The organism is Vibrio sp. 10N.239.311.G01, assembly GCF_041465805.1.
Taxonomy (GTDB): Bacteria; Pseudomonadota; Gammaproteobacteria; order Enterobacterales; family Vibrionaceae; genus Vibrio; species Vibrio crassostreae_C.
Genome location: NZ_JBFSRM010000008.1, coordinates 56,947 through 77,584, shown reverse-complemented (window position 1 = coordinate 77,584; position 20,638 = coordinate 56,947). Strand labels below are relative to the sequence as shown.

Below are 20,638 nucleotides of genomic sequence, written 5' to 3'. Positions count from 1 at the left end.
GCTTTTGGTGTTACGTCACAAAAAGAAATGCTTTATAATGCGCTCGCATTGAAGAGGTGGGATCGGCATAGGTTTTTAAACCTTCGGGAATAGCTTCGAAGAAAACAGTTAGGTTTTTCCTTTAACCCACTGAATTTATTCCAATACTACCTTAATTAACTGCATAAGAGACGTAAGCACATGAGAATTTTGCGTGGCTCCCCAGCTCTATCTGAGTTTCGTGTTAACAAGCTTTTAGAGCTTTGTCGTGAATTAAGCTTACCTGTAACAGGTATTTACGCTGAGTTTGCCCACTTTGCTGATCTAACGGCAGACCTAGATGAGTCTGAAGTTGAGAAGCTAGAAAAGCTACTGACTTACGGTCCAACGATTGAAGAGCATGAACCTGAAGGTTTACTGCTGCTTGCAACGCCACGCCCAGGCACTATCTCGCCTTGGTCTTCAAAATCAACAGATATCGCACACAACTGCGGACTGGCTAAAGTGTCACGTCTAGAGCGCGGTACTGCTTTCTACATTGAAACCTCTGCTGAACTTTCTGAACTTCAACTTGTTGAGCTGAAAGCAATCCTGCACGACCGTATGATGGAAGTGGTTTTCACTGACTTCGAATCAGCGGCGGCACTATTTACCGTTGCTGAGCCTGCTCCTTATGCGGAAGTTGACCTACTAACTGGTGGACGTAAAGCGCTTGAAAAAGCAAACGTTACCCTAGGTCTTGCACTTGCAGAAGATGAGATTGATTACCTTCTTGAAAGCTTCACTGAGAAGCTAGGTCGTAACCCGACGGACATCGAGCTAATGATGTTTGCACAAGCGAACTCAGAGCACTGTCGTCATAAGATCTTTAACGCTGATTGGACTATCGATGGCGTTAAGCAAGAAAAATCATTGTTCAAGATGATTAAGAACACCTTTGAAACGACACCAGAACATGTTCTGTCTGCTTATAAAGATAACGCAGCGGTAATGACAGGTTCTGAAGTTGGTCGTTTCTTCCCAGATCCAGAAACTCGCCAGTACAGCTACCACCAAGAAAAAACACACATCTTGATGAAAGTTGAAACGCACAACCACCCAACGGCAATCTCACCGTGGCCAGGCGCATCGACAGGTTCAGGCGGTGAAATCCGTGATGAAGGCGCAACCGGTATTGGTGGTAAGCCAAAAGCGGGTCTTGTTGCTTTCTCTGTATCTAACCTTAAGATCCCGAACTTCGTTCAACCTTGGGAAACTGACTTTGGTAAGCCAAGCCGTATCGTTACTGCTCTGGATATCATGCTTGAAGGTCCTCTTGGTGGCGCGGCATTCAACAACGAATTTGGTCGTCCAAACCTACTTGGCTACTTCCGTACTTACGAAGAGAAAGTAAACTCTCACGCAGGTGAAGAAGTGCGTGGTTACCACAAACCAATCATGCTAGCTGGTGGTCTTGGCAACATCCGTGATGAGCACGTTCAGAAGAAAGAGATCCCGGTAGGTGCAAGCCTAATCGTTCTAGGTGGTCCTGCGATGAACATCGGCCTTGGCGGCGGTGCGGCATCTTCAATGGATTCTGGTTCTTCTTCTGAAGATCTTGATTTCGCTTCTGTACAACGTGAAAACCCAGAGATGGAGCGTCGTTGTCAGGAAGTTATCGACCGTTGTTGGCAGCTTGGTGATGCGAACCCAATCGCATTTATCCACGATGTGGGCGCGGGCGGTATCTCGAATGCTCTTCCTGAGCTAGTCGACGATGGCGAGCGTGGCGGTATCTTTAATCTACGTGACGTGCCAAACGATGAGCCGGGCATGAGCCCACTTGAGATCTGGTGTAACGAATCTCAAGAGCGTTATGTAATGGCGGTTGCTGATAAAGACATGGCAACGTTCGACGCGATTTGTAAGCGTGAACGTGCACCGTACGCAGTGGTTGGTAAAGCAACTGAAGAACGTGATCTGAAATTAGAAGATTCACACTTCGACAACACGCCAATCGACATGCCAATGGACATCCTATTAGGTAAAACACCTAAGATGCACCGTGACGCGAAAACGCTAAAAGCTAACAACCCTGCGATTGACCGTTCTGGCATCGAGATGAACGAAGCGGTTGACCGTGTTCTTCGCTTGCCAACAGTCGCTGAGAAAACATTCCTTATCACCATCGGTGACCGCTCGGTAACAGGCCTTGTAGCTCGTGACCAAATGGTTGGTCCATGGCAGGTTCCTGTTGCTAACTGCGCAGTAACAGCGGCAAGCTACGACTCTTACCACGGTGAGGCTATGTCTCTTGGTGAGCGTACGCCAGTGGCACTTCTAGACTTCGGCGCATCGGCTCGTCTAGCGGTTGGTGAAGCAATTACTAACATCGCAGCGACCAACATCGGCGATATCAAACACATTAAACTGTCGGCTAACTGGATGTCTCCAGCAGGTCACCCAGGTGAAGATGCAGGTCTTTACGAAGCGGTTAAAGCGGTTGGTGAAGAACTATGTCCAGCTCTGGGTCTAACTATCCCAGTGGGTAAAGACTCAATGTCGATGAAGACTAAGTGGGAAGAGAATGGCGAGCAGAAAGAAGTAACGTCTCCGCTATCTCTTGTTATCACTGCGTTTGCACGTGTTGAAGATGTTCGTAAGACGATTACTCCTCAGCTTCGCACCCCTGATAACCTTGAAGGACTAGGTAATACAAGCCTAGTTCTTATCGACCTAGGTAACGGCAAAAACCGTATGGGTGCAACAGCACTTGCACAGGTTTACAAGCAGCTTGGTGACAAGCCAGCAGACGTAGACAACGCAGCGCAACTAAAAGGTTTCTACGAAGGCGTTCAAGCACTTGTAGCGAACGACCAAGTTGTCGCTTACCACGATAAAGGCGATGGTGGTCTATTCGTAACGCTAGCAGAAATGGCATTCGCAGGTCACTGTGGTGTTAATGCAAACATTGAAGCGTTAGGTGAAGACACGCTAGCAGCACTGTTCAACGAAGAGCTAGGTGCAGTAATCCAAGTCCGTAACGACGACCTAGACGCAGTACTTTCTACTCTTGCAGCTAACGGTCTAGAAGCATGTTCTCATGTGATTGGCAGCGTTGTTGGTGAAGGGGAAGCATCAGATGAACTAGTGATTAAGTCTGGCGAGTCTGTAGTGATTGAACGTAACCGTACTGAACTACGTACTATCTGGGCTGAGACAACGCACAAGATGCAAGGTCTGCGTGATAACCCAGTATGTGCTGACCAAGAACACGAAGCGAAGAAAGACAACTCGGACCCAGGTCTGAACGTGAAACTGAGCTTTGACGTAAACGAAGACATCGCAGCACCGTTCATCAACACAGGTGCTAAGCCTAAGATGGCGATTCTACGTGAGCAGGGTGTTAACTCTCACGTTGAAATGGCAGCAGCATTCGACCGTGCAGGCTTCGAAGCAACTGATATTCACATGAGCGACATCCTAACAGGTCAAGCGGTACTAGAAGAATACAACGGCCTTGTGGCATGTGGTGGCTTCTCTTACGGTGATGTACTAGGTGCTGGTGAAGGTTGGGCGAAGTCGGTTTTGTTTAATGACTCTACTCGTGACCAGTTTGAAAACTTCTTCAAGCGTGAAGATACCTTCTCTCTAGGTGTGTGTAACGGTTGTCAGATGCTGTCGAATCTACGTGAACTTATCCCAGGTGCGGAGTACTGGCCACGTTTCGTTCGCAACGAATCTGAGCGCTTTGAAGCACGTTTCAGCCTAGTAGAAGTTCAGAAGTCAGATTCTGTATTCTTCAACGGCATGGAAGGTTCTCGTATGCCAATCGCTGTTTCTCACGGTGAAGGCCGCGTAGAAGTACGTGATAACGACCACCTAAACGCGATTGAAAACTCAGGTACGGTTGCTCTACGTTACGTTGATAACAACGGTAACCAAACGCAGCAATACCCGAATAACCCGAATGGTTCGCCAAACGCTATCACAGGTTTAACAACGACTGACGGCCGCGTGACAATTATGATGCCTCACCCAGAGCGTGTATTCCGTACGGTTGCAAACTCTTGGTCTCCGGAAGGTTGGGGCGAGAATGGCGCTTGGATGCGTATGTTCCAAAACGCACGTAAGAACGTGGGTTAATTGAAAACGATTTAAACAGTGTTATCGGGACAATAACCACAAGCGCAGATCGAAAGGTCTGCGCTTTTTTTGGTGGTGAGTGTGGTGTAGGGATCACCGTATAGTGGATGTGTGTATAACAAACTTTTGGACAGAAATGAGTTTTGGAAAATCAAACATTAGCAAATGACTAATAACTTCAGGTATGACAAATAACTAAACCTGATAGAAAAACTGCCACCAAAGAGCAAAAGACAAGACCTGACCCTATTGTTTTTTGTACGCAAAAAAACAGCAGTCAGTGATAGGGTTTAATCGCCAAATAAATTCTACGCAAACTACCATTTTCATGCCGGGCTAAATGACATGGTTCAGCATGCACTCCCAAGGGCCTCAAAGGGAAGATTGAGCACCTTCTGCCCATTTGGTCAGCTTTAAATCGTCCAAAATAAGCAGCACGCAAGGCACAACAATTGACGCTAGTAACGTAGCCGAGACTAAGCCAAACGCAATACTGGCAATTAACGGGATCAGAAATTGCGCTTGCGTACTGGTTTCGGTTAACAGTGGAAGCAATCCTGCAAATGTGGTTAACGAGGTGATAAATATCGCTCTAAATCGGTCACGTACCGCCTCTCGACAAGCGTCTATCAAGCGCTCGCCTTGGGCGATATTCTTCTTAATAAAATTGACCAACAGAATGTTATCGTTAACGACGATACCCGCTAAGGTAGCAAAGCCAACCAAGCTTGGAATAGTCAAATCGAACCCCATGCCCAAGTGGCCCCATACCACACCAATCCAGCCCATAGGGATTGCCAGCAGCACAGCAATCGGTTGAGTGTAGCTTTGTAACAGGAACACTAAAATAAGATAAATCCCCACCACGCCAAGAGCAAAGAAGGTCGCCAGCGAGGAGCCCGTATCTGAGCTTTCTTTATCCTGACCTTGCGAGGTGAAGGTGATGTCTGGGAATTTGTGTTGAGTTTGCGAGACAAATTCGCTATTGAACTGCAGCATGATTTCACGCGCATTGGCAACCCGCGTATCGATATTGCCTTGCACAACCACAGTGTTCATCCCATTAATGCGGTGAATTCGCGAGAAGGCTTGTTTTCTGTCAAACGTCGCAACACTTGATAATGGAACTAGGGTTCCATTGCCTGCCGTCACCATCAAGTTATTCAACTCATACAGGCTAGCTTGGTGCGTAAACTCATCCAGTCTCACACTAATATCCACCAGCTCGCCTTGTTGGAAAACCGTCAGATCAGTACTGCCTTTTACCGCGCTGCGCAGCGTTTGAGCAATGTTGGAAGCATTAACTCCCATCACGCCAGCTTCATCTTTAAGGTTAACGTGAAATTCGGTTCTGCCCTCACGCAGATCGGTGGAGAGGTTATAGACACCGTCAAATCCCTTCAACCATTTCACCAGCGAGCGGCTGACTTGATTGAGCTCTTGTAACGACTCACCCTGAACCCGAATATCAATGCCATTGCCAGCAATGCCCCGTTCTTTATCGGTAAACTTGAGTGAAACCACATCCGCCGTAGGGCCTACTTTTTGTTTCCAATCTTGGATCAGATCTTTAATGCTCTGCTGCCTAAATTGCGCTGGCAATAGATCGGCACTGACGGTTGCCATATGCGGCCCCGACTCATTAGCATCAGCATTTGAGTTGAACATGATCGTGGTGCTCGCGACCAAAGGTTTTGAGCTTGGGTATTTCTCTGCGTATTCTTGGTTGAGTTCATCAAGCGCGTTTGAAACCTTCTCCACCACCGCCTCTGTCTGGCTCAGTAAACTGCCTTGAGGGAGCAAGATACGCGCCTGCAGCACATCACTTTCCAAGGCAGGCATGGCTTTGAATTTCAGCCAACCTGACGAAATGGAAGCGGTTGAAATCATCACCACCATCACCAATATCCCTACTGAAAGATAAGGTGCATTCATCGCCTTGACACTCACTGGCACAAAGAATCTGTCTCTGATGTTTTCAAAACCGGCAATGAACTTGTCCCGTATAGGATTAGAGCGAGATTCAGTATGGCTATGTGCCAAATGAGACGGCAAGATCAAGAAAGCTTCTATCAGACTAACAAGCAAGGTAATCAATAACACGATGGGAATATAGCGTAGTACTTCGCCCATCTTGCCTGTGAGAAACATCAGCGGCCCTATCACCATGATGGTGGTAGCAAACGATGCAATCACACCTGGGAAGACTTGTTTGGTACCTTCAACTGCAGCGTCAAACGCGGGTAGCCCTTGTTGCCTCTTGGCAGCGATGTTTTCTGCAATGATCAACGAGTCGTCCATTAGCAGACCAATCGCGACAATCAGCCCGACCAGCGTCATCATATTCAGGGTATAACCGAGAAGTTGTATCACAAAAATGGCGCCAAGGAATGAAACCGGCAGCCCCATGGTGACCCAAAAGCTAAAGCGAATATTAAAAAACGCCCACAACATCAAAAATGCCAGTGCTAATCCCTGTGCGCCATTGCTGGTGAGGATTCTCAGACGCTCAATAATATTGGTGCTGGAATCTTGGGTGATGGTTAAAGCGACGCCTTCAGGGGCTCTCGCCTGTTCTTTTTCAACGATGCTGACGATCGCATCTTTGACCGTTAAGGTATCTTGAAATTGCGTTTTGGACACCTGAAGCAAAGCGGCACGCTGACCATTGAACAGGATTTGATTTTCATCGCTAGTAAACTTCTGCTGAATAACGGCAACATCACCGAGGCGAACCTGAGTCCCCGTCTCACTGGATTTAATCACGATATTTTCGAAGTCTCTGACGTTGCTGCCTAAGTGGTCGAAGCGGACGCTGATCTCTTCCAAGTCATTACTAAATACGCCAGCAGGAGTGCTGATACTTTGCTGTTGTACTAGATTGGACAAGTCGGACACACTCAGGCCGTACTGCTGCAACTTCCACTGCGATACGCGAATTTCTATTTCTTGATCCGCAAAACCGCTCACGGTCACCTGAGCGATCAATGGGCTCTCTTTTAACTTGTGCTTAATTTGTTGGGCATAGAGATATAAGTCCCTATCTGACATATTGCCGGTAATCGCGACACTGGCCACCGTTGCCACTCGGTCCAGTTTCGACACAGTGATCTGCTCAACTCGATCCGGAAAATCACTGATGGCGTTAACCTGCTGTTGAATATCGCTGGTTAAAGTGTCAATGTCTTCATCATCGCCGATTTCCACATTGGCGATGACCAAACTCTCTCGGGCATCACAGCTTAACTCTTTAATTCCACTCAGCTTATCGAGAGAATCTTCCAACGGGTAACACACTTCTTCCATCATCTCAAAAGGTGACGCGCCCGGATAAACGATCCGAACCTCAATATTTTTGGTCGGCGTCAACGGAAAAGTGTCTTTCTGCAGTTTGGGCAAGGCAAAAGCCCCTAATAGCAGTACCGCCATCATCAGGACATTGGCGCCAGTGGTGTGCCGAGCAAAAAAAGCGATCATAATTTGCCCTCTTTCTGAATCGCGTTTAGGGCTTTAAATCCGCTCTGCGTATCCAACCAAAGGCCGATTTTCTCATCCGGTTGCGGTTGTAAAGCCATCCCCTCAACGGCGGGTGAAAGTTTACTTAGCACAACCACATCACCGAATTCCACGCCAGATTTGATCACCGCAACCTGCCCTTGGACGAAATCTATCCTGACAGGTTTGCTTTTCAGTTTACCTTCAGAGACAGTGTAAACTTTACCATCATGGATGGCGTTTATCGGTAGCAAGACTTGTTGCTCCATCATTGGTGCTTTAATCGTGACTTTAACGAAAGTCCCACGAATAAGTGGTGGCTTCTCCCCGGGAATGGCTTGCTGATAGGGCTGATTTACTTGTGCAACCAGGCTTTGGCTTTGAGTCTGAGCATCGATTTCACCGCCGGAGCGGCTGATCTCGGCAGGCCAAGTAATTACTTTATCGCCTGCTTGGAGCTCGACTGTCGTGCTCAAGTTGCTATGAACATCTTCGTCAAGCGAGTCAAAGCGATTGGAATTTCTTAGCGGACGCATTTTACCAAGCGGAAACTGCGCGCGAACCTCAACGGCATCGATGTCATCCGCTTTGAGCAGCAATTCCCCCTTGTTGACATACTCGGCGAGTCCAACCAAGGTTTCGACAATGCGAATATCAAATGGGGCTTTAATTACGGTTTGTTCGAGATCTCGGTTTGCAAGTGCTAGTTCCGTTTGCAAAACCTTTTGCTGCGCTTGATTAATTGCCAGTTGGTTTTTCTGTGTCTGGAGCTGTTGCTGGCTGCTGAGCAAGTCTTTGGTCGCGCGGTCTTTCTCTGTTTTGGAGATATGCCCGGTTTCACTCAATTTGATTGAGCGGGCATATTCTGACTGTTGTACCTCAAACTCTTTCTCTGCAATCTTGAGCGAATCGATAATGGTCTGATTCGTTAGCATTAGCACTTCAAGCTCAGCTTGCAAACGGGCAATAGTAAGTTGATAAGCGGTGGGGTCAATTCTAAGGAGTTCGCTGTCTTTGCGGATAATAGCGCCCGTTTTGTATTGCTCAGAAACCCACACAACCGCGCCGTCAAGTTCAGACTGTGCCTGCCAGTCTTGAACAGACTCGGTATGTCCATATCCGATGGCAGAAGGTTGGATATTTCGCGGCTCGACTTTCAACACCCGAACCACCTTTTTAGCAGCCGTATTACTCGCATTAGGCGGTTCAGCCTTCATCCCTGGTGCGATCACCAATAACGCGATGCCCAACAAAACAGGAGGAACAAACAGAGCCCTTTGTAACCAGCTATACCTAGTCATAGCGATTCCCTTACTATATATTAGCTTTTCCTTAAGCAAAAGGTAGCACACCAACATAAGCGGATTTGCTTCCTTGATCTCAAAATAAGTCAGGCCTCACAAATGGAGGCCTGATTGAATTGAGCTACTGATTGTTTTTGCCTTTGCCCATGGTATTTTTGGGGTTCACCATGCCTTGATGAGCATTAAACTCTTGTTGAGAGATAGCGCGATCCGCGTTGCTATCTAACGAAGCAAAACTGTGGCTTTGATTGATATTTTTCAACGTACGTCCCTCTTCTGCTCGCTGGGCAATACGTTCTGAGCGTGCTTGATTGAACTCGGCTTCGGTTATCTTGCCATCACCATCGAGATCAAACTGTGAAAATACTGGGCGTGACATATTGTTATTCATGCCTTTATTCATGCCTTTATTCATGCCTTTATTCATTCCACCAGCCATTGCTCCGAAGGCAATAACGATACCGAGTAACGCGATTATCGTGCTTTTGATTTTCATGACGTTTTCCTTCTCTTTGTTTCACTACTTAAGAATATACTAATGTAAGTAAGATAACGTCATGTGATGTAAAGGTATGTAAAGATGGCTAAGTAGATATCGATTTATGTTCTTATCGGTTTGTAAGCGCAGCGCAACAGAAATTATGAAACTTCTGCCGCTAGTACTCTGGTAAGAGTACAGGCATAGCTATGTCCAAATGGTTTTCAAATTATCCCAAACTTTCAGCCACCGAAACCGAAACCGAAAAGCCAATGATATAAAATCCCTAGTTTCGAAAAATATGGCGATTTTTAGACATTCAGAGTGTTTTCGAACTTTTGCCCAGCAGTTTGCCTTGCAAATATCCAACAGACAAGGGATTACTTTTAGTAGGGCAAATACATGTTAACATTCTGTTAACTCTGACTGGTAATGGGGCAATAATGATTCCCAGAACATACAAAAAAGCCGCTGGATTGAACCCCAGCGGCTTATTATTTTCTAGCATCTAGCATCTAGCATCTAGCATCTAGCATCTAGCATCTAGCATCTAGCGCTTAGATTAGTTGTTGCTGTGCAGCTCGCTGTTTAGCTCAACCGCAGACTTGTTCGCTAGGCACTCGATTTGGCCTGTGATTGAGTTGCGACGGAACAGAAGATCAGACACGCCAGCTAGATCGCGAGCTTTAATGATTTCTACTTCATTGCCTTCTTTATCTAGCATGCGAACCTTAGTACCCGCAGTCACGTAAAGACCAGACTCAACTGTACAACGGTCACCCATAGGGAAGCCAAGACCCGCGTTTGCGCCTAGTAGGCAGTTTTCGCCGATAGAGATAACCATCGTACCGCCACCAGACAGAGTACCCATGATAGAAGCGCCGCCGCCGATGTCTGAACCGTTACCTACAACAACACCCGCAGAGATACGACCTTCAACCATGCTCACGCCAGTTGTACCAGCATTGAAGTTGATGAAACCTTCGTGCATTACTGTTGTGCCTTCGCCTACGTGTGCGCCAAGACGAACACGAGAAGTGTCAGCAATACGGATACCTGTTGGTACTGCGTAGTCCACCATTTTAGGGAACTTGTCTACGCAATCTACAGACAGAGCACGACCTGCAAGGCGAGCTTCGATTTGACGCTCAGCCAGCTCAGGTAGGTCGATAGGGCCTTCGTTTGTCCATGCGATGTTGTGCAGTAGACCGAAGATGCCGTCCAGTACCGTACCGTGTGGTTGTACTAGGCGGTTAGAGATAAGTTGTAGCTTTAGGAAGCCTTCAGCAACTGATGCTGGCTTCTCGTCAGTAGCAAGAACAACAAGAACAAGTGGCTGTTCAGACGCTGCCGCTTTTTCTGCGAAAGATGCGTTAGCTGCATCATCGTTTGCTGCGAATGCTTTCGCCAGTTCTGCGCTTTGTGCAGCAGAGATTTCGATAGCTTGGTTGCCTTCAGCGTAACCTGACACTTCAGCTACAGCTGCTACAAGAGCGTCGCTTGGGTTTAGAAGCGGGTTAGGGAAGAACGCTTCAATGATTTTATTGTCGCGATTTTTGGTTGCCGTACCGAAGGCTAGTGAAAAATAAGCCATGTTGAATCTCCATGTGTTGAGTCTTGATTTTGCTATTCCAAAACAACGGCTCGAATAACAAGCGCTGCCGTTAGCAAAGTTAATTTAATTGCGTTCATCATAAAGAGAGCGCCCTCGTTATGAAAGGGCGTATCGGGATAAAGTCTGTAAAATGATATTGCTTGTCTTTTGAGAGATAGTTTTCTGCAATGAGAAAACACTGCAGATCAACACAAATTGATTGGTGCGTTAATCAACATTCTCCTGTGAATCCCCTCTTTAGATAAACAGTGCCTTATAAGCTTGCTCAATCCCTTCAATCAACATCTGCATACCGATTACCGCGAGTATCAACCCCATCATTCGAGTAATCACGTTCAGTGCGCTTGGTCCAACGGCTTTAACGAAGCGCTCGCCAAATACAAACAATACGTAGGTTAAGGCGCATAGTAGGCCAAAGGCGACGATGGTTTCGTAGATGCCTTCGGTGCTGGCAAAGTTCATCGCGGTGGCAATGGTGCCCGGTCCGGCTAATATTGGCATTGCCAGTGGCGAGACGGCGAAACTGAGCGCCGCATCTTGTTGAGCGTCTGAGTTGACCTTCTCTTTTGCTTTAGAGTGTGTTGAGTCACCTTGCAGCATATGAAAGCCAATCAAGAACACGAGGATCCCGCCGGTGATACGAAGCGCGTAAAGCGTGATACCAAAGAGGTCGAAGATGAGTTTACCCGAGACAGCAAAGGTGCTGACGATGATGAAGGCGATGAACACTGAGCGGAAAGCGATAGACTTGACCGTTTCCCTATCATTATCACCTGTTAATCAAAGAAAGATCGGTGTGTTGGCGATAGGGTTCATGATGGCAAAAAAGCCCATGAACACGGTAATGGTATGAATGATGAGCTCTTTCATATTATTCCTTTGAAAATATGTAGTTAAATACGACAGCAGAATGTATTTAATCTTAGATACAAATAATTATTAGAAATAGATAGTAGAGCAAGTGTGAATAAAAAACAGCCAGCATAAGGCTGGCTGTTTGGTTTTAGTGATAGGTGTAGAGTTTTAGTCGTCCGTTATTGCTTGATTCTCAACTAACAGACTCTACATAACAGGCAGATTGTGGGACTCACTTTGTCGTTATGCGTGTTGAGATTCACTCACTGCCACAGCCAATGCAACCGTCGCTCCGACCATTGGGTTGTTGCCCATGCCGATGAAGCCCATCATCGCCACGTGAGCAGGAACTGAAGAGCTACCTGCGAACTGAGCATCAGCGTGCATTCTGCCCATGGTATCGGTCATGCCGTAAGACGCTGGGCCTGCTGCTACGTTATCTGGGTGCAATGTTCGACCTGTACCGCCACCTGAAGCAACTGAGAAGTATGGCAAACCTTGGCGAGTGCGTTCTGCTTTGTAGATACCAGCAACAGGGTGTTGGAAGCGTGTTGGGTTGGTTGAGTTACCCGTGATACTCACATCCACTTCTTCTCTGTGCATGATCGCTACACCTTCACGTACATCATCAGCGCCGTAACACAAGATCTCGCCACGAGGGCCTTGTGAGAAGCGGCGACGTTCTGTTTCAACTAGCTCACCCGTTTGGTAATCAAATTGAGTGCGAACATAAGTAAAGCCATTGATGCGAGAGATTAGGTAAGCGGCATCTTTACCTAGACCGTTCAAGATAACTTTCAATGGTGTTTTGCGTGATTTGTTCACGTTCAGTGCAATCTTGATCGCACCTTCTGCAGCAGCAAAAGATTCGTGACCCGCAAGGAAAGCAAAGCAGTGGCTCTCTTCATTGAGAAGGCGAGCAGCCAGTGCGCCATGGCCGATACCGACTTGGCGTTGCTCAGCAACACTGCCAGGTTTGGTGAATACTTGAAGACCTTCACCAATAATATTAGCGGCTTGTTCTGCGCTGGTGGCTTTACGAAATAGCGCCAGTGCTGAGCCTAGGATATAAGCATCGGCAGCGCTTTCAAAAGCGATAGGTTGGGTGTCCATCACTAATGCTTTTGGGTCGACATTATGTGATAAACAGTATTGGTTTGCTTGCTCCAACGAGTCGAAGTTCATTTCTGCCAATACGCGAGTTACTGATTCATTAAATTGAGTGTTCATCATATCTTTCCTCTAAATAGGCAAAATTACTGTTGGCGTGGGTTAATAGTGGTCACGGCTTCATCGAAGCGGCCATAGGTCCCTGTCGCAAGGTCGGCCGCTTCATTCGCTGGCACGCCTTGGTTAATCGCCTTCATCATTTTGCCGAGGTTGAGATATTCGTAGCCAATCACTTCGCTGTGATCATCAAGTGCAAGCTTGGTTACGTAACCTTCTGCAAGCTCTAGGTAACGAACGCCTTTTGCTGCGGTTGAGTAGCTGGTGCCAACTTGGCTGCGCTGTGTTTGACCTAAGTCTTCTAGTGCTGCGCCGATCTCTAGGCCACCTTCAGAGAAAGCCGACTGAGTTCGACCGTAAACAAACTGCAGGAAGATTTCGCGCATCGCGACGTTAATCGCGTCACATACCAAGTCAGTATTCAGCGCTTCTAGAATGGTTTTTCCGGTGAGGATTTCCGCAGCCATCGCGGCAGATTGAGTCATACCTGAACAACCAATCGTTTCGATTAATGCTTCTTCGATGATGCCGTTTTTTACGTTAAGAGTCAGTTTTGCAGCACCTTGTTGTGGTGCACAAGTGCCAACACCGTGGCTTAAGCCAGAAATAGCGATGACATCCTTTGGGCTAACCATTGCGCCTTCAACTGGAATTGGAGCTGAATTGTGAAGATCACCCCTTTGAATAGGGCACATTGATTGAATTTCTGAAGAGTAGTGCATAATGTTTTCTCACTTATAGAGCCATTTAAGGCCTAGGGCGTTGAGAAAACAGGACGTGTTGGAAGAGGTGCGGCTAATTCACTACAGATCTTGAGTATCGATAATCCAAAGGTGTCATGGAACTTGGTCTTAATAGACTAAGTCCATTTCAAAATGGAGGAATAGCGATACGTCCAACAGTATTACCTGTTTTCGATTCTGTAGGAGTCATTAGCACTGTTCGGAAAGAACGGGCGGTTGAAGCAAAAGCTTAGGTGGAACCCCATCACCTGATGGCTATAGATTAGATCTTCCTCACACTTTCATGCAAGCGAATGTTGAGAGCGATTTCGACTATAAACAAGCTTCATTATATTTCGATAAGTATAAAAAAACGCCAATAACGAACTCTGATTAGAGGCGTCATTGACGTTTTTTAGAAAGGTATCAGCTAGTTAAGCTGCATCTTCTTCTGCGTCTTCAACAGCTTCAAGCTTCTTAGCTTTTTTCGGAGCTGGCTTACGCTTAGCACCTAATGCGTAAAGAACTTCTTCTTTGTTCTTCGCTAGGTACATTGCAAGTTCTTCTTGCTTGCCTTCATCTTCAACTAAATCGCTTTTGCCTAACAGTTCAAAAAGCTCATCAGCCATATCCAGCATTTTGTCGTATGCGTCAGCTTCGGCTTTAGAGGTAAAAGTCATTTTCTCTTCTCCGTTGCGTTCCACCACGTACTTGACGATAACAGCCATGGTTAATCCTCTAAGTTTGATAAATTTTACTGGCTTTTTATACAGTTTCTGATGTTAAAAGTCCAGTTGGAGCCCGTACTATGCGGCCTCAATCTTGATGTGCCGCCCAGTCTTCACAATAACTCATGAAAGATTTCAGCAGTGGGCTTTGATATTTGTCTTTATGGACCAGCATCCAGAATCGGCGTTTCATATCAAGTGGCACATTAAGCGCTTTTACTCGGCCTGAATCGATCGCTCGCTGAGCAGCTAAACGAGACAAACAGGCAAAGCCAAGACCGGCAGAAACAGAGTTGATGATTGCTTCTGTGGTGTTGAGTTCAAAAGATTCATACCAATGTTCGATGCGCGGTGCGACGGCACGAAGGAAAAACTCGCGAGTCCCTGAGCCTGATTCACGTAAAATCCAATGGCTGTCTTCTAAATCGCTTAAAATCACTTTTTCTTTGGCAACGAGAGGATGTTGATTACTAACAATAATGCACATTTCATCGCTGCTAAACTGACTCGAAATGAGTTCAGGGTGTAATGTTTTTCCTTCAATTAGCGCGATATCAAGTTCATAATCCACCAACTTTTGGCAGATCAGTGCACTGTTTGAAATGAACAAGCTTTGATCCTGATGTTGAGTTCGTTCGCGAAAGCCTGACAAAATAAACGGTGCGACCTGATTACCAATCGTGTCACTCGCGCCGACCTTTAGATTGCCACTTAAAGGCTGATCATCACGGAACAAAACATCAATACCAGCAGCACGATGTAATATTTCATCCGCCAATGGAAGTAACTTATGTCCCTCTTGGTTGAGAATTAATCGGTTGTTGACCCGGTCAAATAGAGAGTGGCCGAGTTGTTTCTCCATTTCGCCTAGTGCCATGCTGACCGCAGCTTTAGACAGAAACAGAGCCTCAGAGGCAGCAGTCAATGTCGAGTGCTGAGTAATAGTGACGAACACTTTGAGCTGTTTTATTGAAATATTAGCCATCAGATTCCTAGTTTTACTCTGCTGGTGAAAATGGATTCTGTTCAGTATTGATGAACACTTGTTATATATAATTGGATATTGTTTAACGAAGCGCAAGCGTATTATGGCTTCAACAAGCTGATGAGTTCACAAGTTTAGTGAATTAGGTTTAAGAGAGGCTGACATGATTCAACGTATTAAATATAGATTAACAGGAGCTCCAACACCCATGGCAGGGTTAGCACTAGCAATTGCAAGCTTAGGCTGGTGTTGGGATGGTGTTCTAGTCGCACAAGGTATCTTACACACACCGGGTTTGGTGCAGTGGATCAGTGCTGGCATTGCGGCGGTATTACTTCTTGTTTTAGCTGTGAAATTTTTGATTCATGGTCACCTATTGCGTGAAGATCTTGCTCACCCTGTTGTCGGCAGTGTGGTACCAACATTTGCAATGGGGTGCATGGTGGTGTCAGCGTCTTTGGCGCCAATCTCTCAATTCTTACAAGAAGCTATGTGGTTGGCTTCTGTGGCTTTGCATGTTGTGTTTCTAACGAGCTTTTTGTACCACAGAGCTAAAAACTTTGAGATTCACCACATGGTGCCAAGCTGGTTTGTGCCACCGATCGGTATTATCGTCGCTGACGTCTCTTTCTCAGGTAATCCAGTTTTAGAGCCAGTAGCTAACGCGACTTTGGTATTCGGCTTATTGGTTTACGCAGTAATGCTACCAATCATGGTTTACCGTTTGATCTTCTCTCACGAAGTGCCAGATGCTGCAAAACCAACGATTGCGATTATGGCAGCACCGGCAAGCCTATCTTTGGCGGGTTACTTAACCGTTACTGCTAACCCTTCACCTGTGATCATTGGTTTACTATTTGGTATTGCAGTGTTGATGACGTTCATTATCTATATGGCGTTTTTCAAACTACTTCGTCTTCCATTTAGCCCTGGTTATGCAGCGTTTACCTTCCCAATCGTGATTGGTGCAACAGCCTTGTTCAAACTGGCTGCGTGGATGCAAGCACAAGGTATTGAAGCGCATTACATCAATCAAGTGTTTGGCCTAGCGTATCTAGAATTGATTGTGGCAACGTTTGTAGTGGGTTATGTGGCGGTTCGTTATTACATGAATTACAAACCTCACCGTGTTCTAAGCGCGGTAGGCAGTAGATTGTAAGAAGCAATAGTTCAAAAGATAAACGGAGCTTAAGTTTTCAGTATTTCATAAGCTTATATTCCTAATCCAAACTCGGCACTTATGCTAATCTGGCTTTATATTGTGGCAAGATTAGCGTGAGTGCACTTTGTTTACTGTTTACCATTCCAATAAAGTCGATACTTTAAAAATCCTTCTCGTTCATTTAATCAAAAGTGATCCTTTAGCCAACCCTTTCGAAAAAGAGCAGATCTTGGTTCAGAGCCCAGGTATGTCTCAATGGCTTAAGATGGAACTCGCCAAAGAGTTTGGTGTAGCAGCAAATATAGACTTTCCTCTTCCAGCAACCTTCATTTGGGATATGTTTACCCAAGTGCTTCCTGATGTACCTAAACGCAGTGCTTTTAACAAGGAAGCGATGACATGGAAGCTGATGAGTTTGTTACCCGCTAAGCTTGACCACCCTGATTTCTTACCCCTACAGCGCTATCTTGAAAACGACGAAGACGGCTCTAAGTTGTATCAATTAGCCGAGAAAGTTGCCGATATCTTCGATGGCTACTTGGTGTATCGACCTGAGTGGATGGCGATGTGGGAAGCGGGAGAACCCGTTGCAGAATTGATTGATAGTGAAGGGCAACAAGAGCACCCTTGGCAGCCGATTTTGTGGAAGGCACTCTACGAGCAAACGCTCTCTCAAGGCCAATCGAAATATCACCGTGGTAACTTGTATCACGACTTCATTGAAGCGTTAGCTAATCAACAAGGCCAGTTACAACACCTGCCGAAACGTCTGTTTGTGTTTGGTATTTCGTCACTGCCTCCTCGTTATATGGACGCATTGAAAGCGCTTGGCGAGCAGATTGATGTCCACCTGATGTTTACCAACCCTTGCCAACATTACTGGGGCGATATTCGTGACCGTAAATACTTGGCGAGAGTGGAAGCGCAGCGTCGTAAGCAGTTTGCTTTGGTTGATGGTTTACCTCAGCTAGAAGGCGAAGTCTCACCATTAAAAGATGGCATTGAAGCCAATATTGAAGACGAACTGCATACCAGCCAAGCGGTCGGTAATAGCTTACTGGCGTCTATGGGTAAACTGGGCAGAGATAACCTGTTCTTGCTGTCTCAATCAGACAGCGAAGAGCATGAGTTCTTTATTGATGTCGAGAGAGACAGCCTGCTGCATCAACTGCAAGCCGATATTCTTGAGTTAGAAGAGCACCAAGACGATCACATCTTAGACTCCAGCAACCACAAACAAGTGGTTGAGCTGGGCGATCGTTCGTTGACGGTACACGCTTGTCACAGCCCAATGCGCGAGGTGGAGGTTCTCCATGACCAGTTGTTAGCGATGTTTGATGCTGATCCAAGCTTAAAACCACGCGATATCATTGTGATGGTGGCAGACATCAATGCTTACAGCCCTGCTATTCAGGCGGTATTTGGTAATGCTCCGGGTGAGCGTTATATCCCTTACTCGATCTCGGATAGAACGGCAGACCAAGAGAGCCCAATTCTGACCGCGTTCATGCAGTTGGTCGCGTTACCGAACACGCGTTGTCTAGCTTCTGAACTTCTAGAGCTATTAGAAATCCCAGCGATGATGGCACGCTTCGGTATTGATGAATTTCAATTTGAACAAGCTAAGCAGTGGGTTGAAGAAGCGGGTATCCGCTGGGGCGTCGATTCTTCTACGGCAACAGAGTTTGATTTGCCTGCCACCGAGCAAAATACTTGGCTATTTGGTATCCAGCGTATGTTACTGGGTTATGCGATGTCGGATTCCGCAGGTTTGTTTGAAACTGGACACTCTCCAATTGCAGCTTATAACGAAGTTCAGGGCATTAACGCCGAACTTGCTGGTAAGTTAGCGCACTTTATTGATCGTATTGCCCATTACCGTCAACGCCTTGCTGAGACGCAATCCATCGATATGTGGCGTGAAACCTTGCTGCAAATGATTGATGATTTCTTCGCCGTTGAGCTAGAAGGCGAGGTGGTGCTTAAGTCGATTCGTGATGCACTTTCGCAACTGAATGAACAGCTTGATGATGCCTTGTACGAACAAGAACTATCGCTAAGCATTATCTATCAGTACTTAAACAATAAACTGTCGGGTGCGCGTATCAGTCAGCGTTTCTTAGCGGGGCAAGTGAACTTTTGTACCCTGATGCCGATGCGTTCTATCCCGTTCAAAACTGTTTGTCTATTAGGCATGAATGACGGTGTTTACCCACGCTCAATGCCGCCGGAAGGTTTTGATTTGATGAACGGACGCACTCGTCCGGGAGATCGTTCTCGTCGTGATGATGACCGTTACCTATTCTTAGAAGCGATGTTGTCGGCGCAAGAGTGTTTATACATCAGTTATGTCGGCCGCTCGATTCAAGATAATACTGAGCGAGTACCGTCGGTATTGGTTTCTGAGTTGATTGAGTACTGCCACCAGAACTACTGCCTAAGTGCAGATCAAGCGTTACCAAGTGATGATTCTGGTATCAAACTGACTCAAGCAATCAGCTTTGAACACACCATGACACCATTTAGCCCAGCAGCCTTTACGCAAGGTGATGCAGGTCATGTATTGAGCTACGCCAAAGAATGGCTTCCTGCGGCAAATCGTTCTGGTGAGCGCAGTGGTGAATTCAATCGTGCATTGGATGACTATTTGTTGGGGGCAACGTACCCGTTGGAATTGGACCTGGTTGAGTTACAGCGTTTTTGGCGTTTGCCAGTGCAGTACTTCTTTAATCGCCGTCTCAAAGTGGTGTTTGAACCGCCACTTCCTGTAATGGAAGACGATGAGCCATTCGTACTCAATGGACTAGAGAGCTTCCAGCTTAAAGATGCGCTGCTGCAAGTGTTGCTGGACCACCCAGAAGGTGCAGACGAAGCGGTGCGACTGTTTGTCTCTGAGCAAAAAGCCCAAGGTCGATTACCGGTCGGCGCCTTTGGTGACATCGAATTTGAAACCAATCGTGTTCAAGCGGAAGACTTAGCCAAAGAGATTAGATTTGTGAGCGGATCACCGCAGCAAGATCTCGAAGTGAATATCGAGTTTGACGTGTTAGGCGAAGGTAAGCCTGTTCGCTTGATGGGGTGGTTAACTCAAAACTATCAATCAGGTCTAGTGCGTTTCCGTAGCGGCAAAATACGCTCTCAAGATTATTTGGCTGCGTGGATTGATCATCTATCCTGCGCTGTTATGGGACACGGAAAAACGACCCATATTATTGGCTATGACAGAAAAGAGGGCGTGGTTCACCAAACGCTACAACCTATCGGCGATGCGCAGCAAGCGAAGAGTATATTAGCTGAGTTAGTACGACTGTTTTATCAAGGTATGACTGCACCATTGCCATACTTCCCGAAAACGGCATTAGCTGGTGTTGAAGCGGGCTTTAGCCGTGGTAAGTGGGTCGATGATGAAGAAAAGTCACTCAAGAAAATGGCCGATACCTTTAATGACAGCTTCGCCTTCACGGGCGAGGGTAGAGATACCTACATCTCACGAATCTGGTCTAAATGGGACGATGAATTGGCTACTGAGTCGCGTATGTATTCAACGCTTGTGCTACAGGCGGCAAGGTTGGCTGCTGCCGATCTGGAAGATCAGGAGTAGGTGGCTGTGATCGACAAGATCAATAGCGAGTGCGCTGAATTAATGAAAGACAAAAGAGAGTCGCTGGTAAGCGTTTGGTACGCTTGCTTTCAAGATGAAGGGAATCAAGGTGAATAGAAGCAAGGTACAGGAAATAAAGTGGCCGCCAGTAAATCATTATTAGTGTAGGGCGTTCGCTGTACGGCCACAGGTCAGAGGGACCATTATTCTGTGGTTCAAAGTAACGCCGTAAAGTACAAAACTCGTACGTGCTCCTGAACTCGTGGGCGCATAGTAGCGAGGCGATCCGAATTGATCCGTGAGAGAGATCGCACTAACTATTAACAAATTAGCGTAGGACGTAAATTGAATGACGTTTTCCA

Annotated in this window: 11 protein-coding genes, 1 pseudogene and 1 riboswitch; of the genes and pseudogenes, 3 read left to right on the top strand and 9 right to left on the bottom strand. The window is 46.5% G+C overall.

The window, feature by feature from the left end:
- Nucleotides 1-180 precede the first annotated feature (180 nt).
- Nucleotides 181-4,104, top strand: a complete 3,924-nt coding sequence (gene purL / locus AB6D06_RS08670; RefSeq protein WP_137001235.1) for a phosphoribosylformylglycinamidine synthase — start codon at nucleotides 181-183, stop codon at nucleotides 4,102-4,104.
- A 372-nt stretch (nucleotides 4,105-4,476) separates the two neighbouring features.
- Here purL and AB6D06_RS08665 read toward each other — a convergent pair whose 3' ends face one another.
- The 9 genes and pseudogenes from AB6D06_RS08665 to AB6D06_RS08625 form a co-directional block, all read right to left on the bottom strand.
- Nucleotides 4,477-7,581, bottom strand: a complete 3,105-nt coding sequence (locus tag AB6D06_RS08665; RefSeq protein ID WP_372101399.1) for an efflux RND transporter permease subunit — start codon at nucleotides 7,579-7,581, stop codon at nucleotides 4,477-4,479.
- Complete coding sequence (locus AB6D06_RS08660) at nucleotides 7,578-8,900, bottom strand: efflux RND transporter periplasmic adaptor subunit (protein ID WP_372101397.1); 1,323 nt, start codon at nucleotides 8,898-8,900, stop codon at nucleotides 7,578-7,580. The genes AB6D06_RS08665 and AB6D06_RS08660 overlap by 4 nt, the downstream gene beginning before the upstream one ends.
- Nucleotides 8,901-9,024: 124 nt before the next feature.
- Entirely contained in the window at nucleotides 9,025-9,399 is a 375-nt protein-coding gene (locus AB6D06_RS08655) for an EF-hand domain-containing protein (RefSeq protein WP_372110118.1), read from the bottom strand.
- A gap of 544 nt (nucleotides 9,400-9,943) precedes the next feature.
- A complete protein-coding gene (dapD, locus tag AB6D06_RS08650; RefSeq protein WP_372101219.1) occupies nucleotides 9,944-10,975 on the bottom strand; it encodes a 2,3,4,5-tetrahydropyridine-2,6-dicarboxylate N-succinyltransferase in 1,032 nt (343 codons plus the stop codon).
- A gap of 258 nt (nucleotides 10,976-11,233) precedes the next feature.
- Nucleotides 11,234-11,866 (bottom strand): annotated as a pseudogene (locus tag AB6D06_RS08645) (MarC family protein).
- 228 nt (nucleotides 11,867-12,094) lie between these two features.
- Entirely contained in the window at nucleotides 12,095-13,084 is a 990-nt protein-coding gene (locus tag AB6D06_RS08640; protein ID WP_372110117.1) for a GGGtGRT protein, read from the bottom strand.
- 23 nt (nucleotides 13,085-13,107) lie between these two features.
- Nucleotides 13,108-13,800 (bottom strand): iron-sulfur cluster assembly scaffold protein, encoded by a 693-nt coding sequence (locus tag AB6D06_RS08635; RefSeq protein ID WP_017071044.1) that lies wholly within the window; start codon nucleotides 13,798-13,800, stop codon nucleotides 13,108-13,110.
- 194 nt (nucleotides 13,801-13,994) lie between these two features.
- A riboswitch (Fluoride riboswitch) is annotated at nucleotides 13,995-14,079 on the bottom strand.
- 155 nt (nucleotides 14,080-14,234) lie between these two features.
- Nucleotides 14,235-14,528: a YebG family protein gene (locus AB6D06_RS08630; protein WP_008223840.1), complete on the bottom strand. Its 294-nt coding sequence runs from the start codon at nucleotides 14,526-14,528 to the stop codon at nucleotides 14,235-14,237.
- A gap of 88 nt (nucleotides 14,529-14,616) precedes the next feature.
- The gene (locus AB6D06_RS08625) at nucleotides 14,617-15,513 is read right to left on the bottom strand and encodes a LysR family transcriptional regulator (protein WP_017059889.1); all 897 of its coding nucleotides are present in this window, start codon (nucleotides 15,511-15,513) and stop codon (nucleotides 14,617-14,619) included.
- 208 nt (nucleotides 15,514-15,721) lie between these two features.
- Here AB6D06_RS08625 and AB6D06_RS08620 point away from each other — a divergent pair, with 208 nt between their 5' ends.
- Together AB6D06_RS08620 and recC are read left to right on the top strand one after the other, a co-directional pair.
- Entirely contained in the window at nucleotides 15,722-16,672 is a 951-nt protein-coding gene (locus AB6D06_RS08620) for a TDT family transporter (RefSeq protein WP_017071043.1), read from the top strand.
- Nucleotides 16,673-16,799: 127 nt separating this feature from the next.
- The gene (recC, locus tag AB6D06_RS08615) at nucleotides 16,800-20,276 is read left to right on the top strand and encodes an exodeoxyribonuclease V subunit gamma (RefSeq protein ID WP_372110116.1); all 3,477 of its coding nucleotides are present in this window, start codon (nucleotides 16,800-16,802) and stop codon (nucleotides 20,274-20,276) included.
- Nucleotides 20,277-20,638 lie beyond the last annotated feature (362 nt).